The organism is Mesorhizobium sp. M4A.F.Ca.ET.020.02.1.1 (assembly GCF_004022645.1).
Classification (GTDB): domain Bacteria; phylum Pseudomonadota; class Alphaproteobacteria; order Rhizobiales; family Rhizobiaceae; genus Mesorhizobium.
In genome coordinates this window covers 1-3,045 of sequence record NZ_RZOI01000720.1, presented here as the reverse complement: position 1 = coordinate 3,045, position 3,045 = coordinate 1, and the positions used below count along the sequence as shown (strand labels likewise).

The window sequence follows — 3,045 nt, the reverse complement described above, 5'->3', positions numbered from 1 at the left end:
GACATCCACACCAGCCCGATCGCGCTCAAGCTGGCGCTGACCGCCTATCTGGTGTCGCTGGCGATCTTCATTCCGATCAGCGGCTGGATGGCCGACCGCTTCGGCGCCAAGAACGTCTTTCGCGCCGCGATCGCCGTCTTCATCCTCGGCTCCGTCGCTTGCGCCATATCCAATTCACTGCCGGCCTTTGTCGTCTCCCGTTTCCTGCAAGGTATCGGCGGCGCGATGATGACTCCGGTCGGCCGCCTGGTGCTGGTGCGCGCCACGCCGAAGAGCGAGCTGGTCGCGGCGATGTCCTGGCTGACCGTGCCGGCCCTGGTCGGACCGCTCGTCGGTCCACCGATCGGCGGCTTCATCACCACCTACTTCACCTGGCACTGGATCTTCCTGATCAATGTGCCAATCGGGCTTATCGGCATCTGGCTCGCCACCCGCTTCCTGCCGGAGACCGAGCCCGCCGAGACGCCGCCGCTGGATTTCCCCGGCTTCGTGCTGAGCGGGCTTGCGGCATCGGGCGTCGTTTTCGGCCTGTCGGTGGTCAGCCTGCCGGCCTTGCCGCCGATCGCCGGCTTCATCACCGTGGCGGTCGGGCTGGTGTCGGGCGTGCTCTATCTTCTGCATGCCAGGCGCGCTGAAAATCCGCTGCTTGCGCTGGATCTGTTCCGCAACCAGGTGTTCCGCTCCTCGGTGCTCGGGGGCTCGCTGTTTCGCATCGGCATCGGCGCGGTGCCGTTCCTTTTGCCGCTGATGTTCCAGATCGGCTTCGGGCTGACACCATTCCAGTCGGGCATGATCACCTTCGTTTCGGCGATCGGCGCCATCGGCGTGAAATTCGTCACCGCGCTGATCTTCAGGCTTGCCGGCTTCCGCCGGGTGCTTATTTCGGGCTCGCTGATCGCGGCCGGGTCGATCGCCATCTATGGGCTGTTCACCCCCGAAACGCCCTATGCGCTGATGCTTGTCATATTGCTGGTTGGCGGCTTCATCCGCTCGATGTTCTTCACCGGCGTCAACGCGCTCTCCTATGCCGAGGTGTCGGCCGAAGATACCAGCAAGGCAACGCCGATCACGGCGGTGTTCCAGCAGCTGTCGATCGCGCTCGGCGTGGCGCTGGCCGGCGGTATCCTGGAAGTCTCGACGTCGATTCATGGCGGGCCGCTGACACTCAGCGACTTCCATGTCGCCTTTTTCATCGTGGCGGCGGTGTCGGCGGTGGCTTCGCTGACGTTCATGCGGCTGGCGTCCGATGCCGGCAACGCGGTGTCCGGACATGGCCGGCTGGCAACACCAAAGACGCTGGAACCGGCGAGGTCGCCGGGGAAGTGAAGCGCCTCTCCTTCTCCCCCTGTGGGAGAAGGTGGATCGGCGCGCAGCGCCGAGACGATTGAGGGGTGCGCCACGGATCGCCGTCTTTGCCAAGCCGGATTGCCCCTCATCCGGCCGCTGCGCAGCCACCTTCTCCCACAAGGAGAGAAGGGAAAGGCGCTAGCCCTTAAAATCCTTCGCCAGCAGATAGAGCTCCACCGACTCGTCGCGGGAGGCCGGCGGCTTGACGTGGTGGACCGAGCGGAAGTTCTGCTTCAACACAGACAGCAGCTCGTTCTCCGCACCGCCCTGGAAAGTCTTGGCGAGGAAGTGCCCGCCGGGCTTCAACACCGAGAGCGCGAAATCGGCGGCCACTTCGCACAGATGCATGGTGCGCAGGTGATCGGTGCGGCGATGGCCCGTGGTGGGCGCCGCCATGTCCGACAGGACGACGTCCGGCTGGCCGCCAAGCGCCTCCGACAGCTTCTGCGGCGCCTCGGGGTCGAGGAAATCCATCAGCAGCACCGGGGCGCCCGGCACGGCGTCCATTTCCAGATAGTCGATGCCGACGACATGCGGGTTCTCCGCCGTCGACTTCGTCCGCGCGGCCGCCACCTGGCACCAGCCCCCGGGGGCGGCGCCGAGGTCGATCACCTTCATGCCCGGCTTCAGCAGATGGTGCTTGTCGTCGATCTCGATCAGTTTGTAGGCAGCGCGGGATCTGAATCCGTCCGCTTTCGAGCGCTGCACATAGGGATCATTCATGTGGCGCTCGAGCCAGCGGCGCGAGGATTCCTTCAGGCCGCTCTTCTTCTTGATCCGGGTCTTCAGCACCCGAATGCCGCCACCCGGCTTTTCCGGCTTCCTTGCCATTAGCGACCCCGCCCGTCACTGCGCCAGACGCCGTCATCGGCCATCAGCTCACTCAAGATGCCCTCGCGCAGGCCCCGGTCGGCGACGCGCAGCCTCTCTGACGGCCAGACGCCGCGGATCGCCTCCAGGATGGCACAGCCGGCGAGCACGAGATCGGCGCGGTCGGCGCCGATGCAAGGGTTGGCGACACGCTGCTGGAAATCCCAGCCGACCAGTTTTTCGACCATGCGGTCGACGCTCTGCCGGTCCATCCACAGGCCGTCGACCCGACGGCGGTCATAGCGCTCAAGTTCGAGATGGACGCCGGCGAGCGTCGTCACCGTGCCCGAGGTGCCGAGCAAGTGGAATTTCGGACTGGCGAGAACATGCGCGAGCCGGTCGCGTCCATCGAAGGACTTCAGCCGCGCCGCCACGTCCTCGACCATTGCGGCGAAGGTCTTGCGCGTCACCGTGCGGCCGCCGAAGCGCTCGGCCAGCGAAACGACGCCGACGGGCAACGATGTCCAGGAGACGATGTGGTTGGCGAGCCGCGGCGAGCGATGGCCGGTAAGGTCGATCAGCGCAATCTCGGAGGAGCCGCCGCCGATATCGAACAGCACCACGCCCTGCGTGTCACGCTCGACCAGCGAGCCGCAGCCCGATACCGCCAGCCTGGCCTCGGTCTGGCGGTCGATGATCTCCAGCTTCAGCCCCGACTCGCGCTCGACACGATCGAGGAAATCGACACCGTTTTCGGCCGCGCGGCAGGCTTCCGTCGCGATCAGCCGCGCCTTCCTGATCTTGCGGTTGCGCAATTTCTCGCCGCACACCTTGAGCGCCTCGACGGCGCGATCCATTGCCGCCTGACCAAGCCGACCGGTTGCTGTC

Annotated in this window: 3 protein-coding genes; 1 reads left to right on the top strand and 2 read right to left on the bottom strand. The window is 65.8% G+C overall.

Translation table 11 applies throughout. The features are described 5' to 3' along the window. A partial coding sequence (locus EN742_RS29935) for an MFS transporter (protein ID WP_128333611.1) occupies positions 1-1,326 on the top strand: 1,326 nt, incomplete at its 5' end. Positions 1,327-1,485: 159 nt separating this feature from the next. Here EN742_RS29935 and EN742_RS29930 read toward each other — a convergent pair. Together EN742_RS29930 and EN742_RS29925 are read right to left on the bottom strand one after the other, a co-directional pair. Then, positions 1,486-2,178: an RlmE family RNA methyltransferase gene (locus tag EN742_RS29930; protein WP_126054988.1), complete on the bottom strand. Its 693-nt coding sequence runs from the start codon at positions 2,176-2,178 to the stop codon at positions 1,486-1,488. Beyond that, on the bottom strand, positions 2,178-3,045 hold an 868-nt coding region (locus tag EN742_RS29925; RefSeq protein WP_148670353.1), incomplete at its 5' end, for a Ppx/GppA phosphatase family protein. The genes EN742_RS29925 and EN742_RS29930, both read right to left, overlap by 1 nt.

Bases quoted from the DNA above. Each gene is read 5' to 3' on its own strand.
- EN742_RS29930 (WP_126054988.1), bottom strand. From the start codon at position 2,178: ATGGCAAGGAAGCCGGAAAAGCCGGGTGGCGGCATTCGGGTGCTGAAG.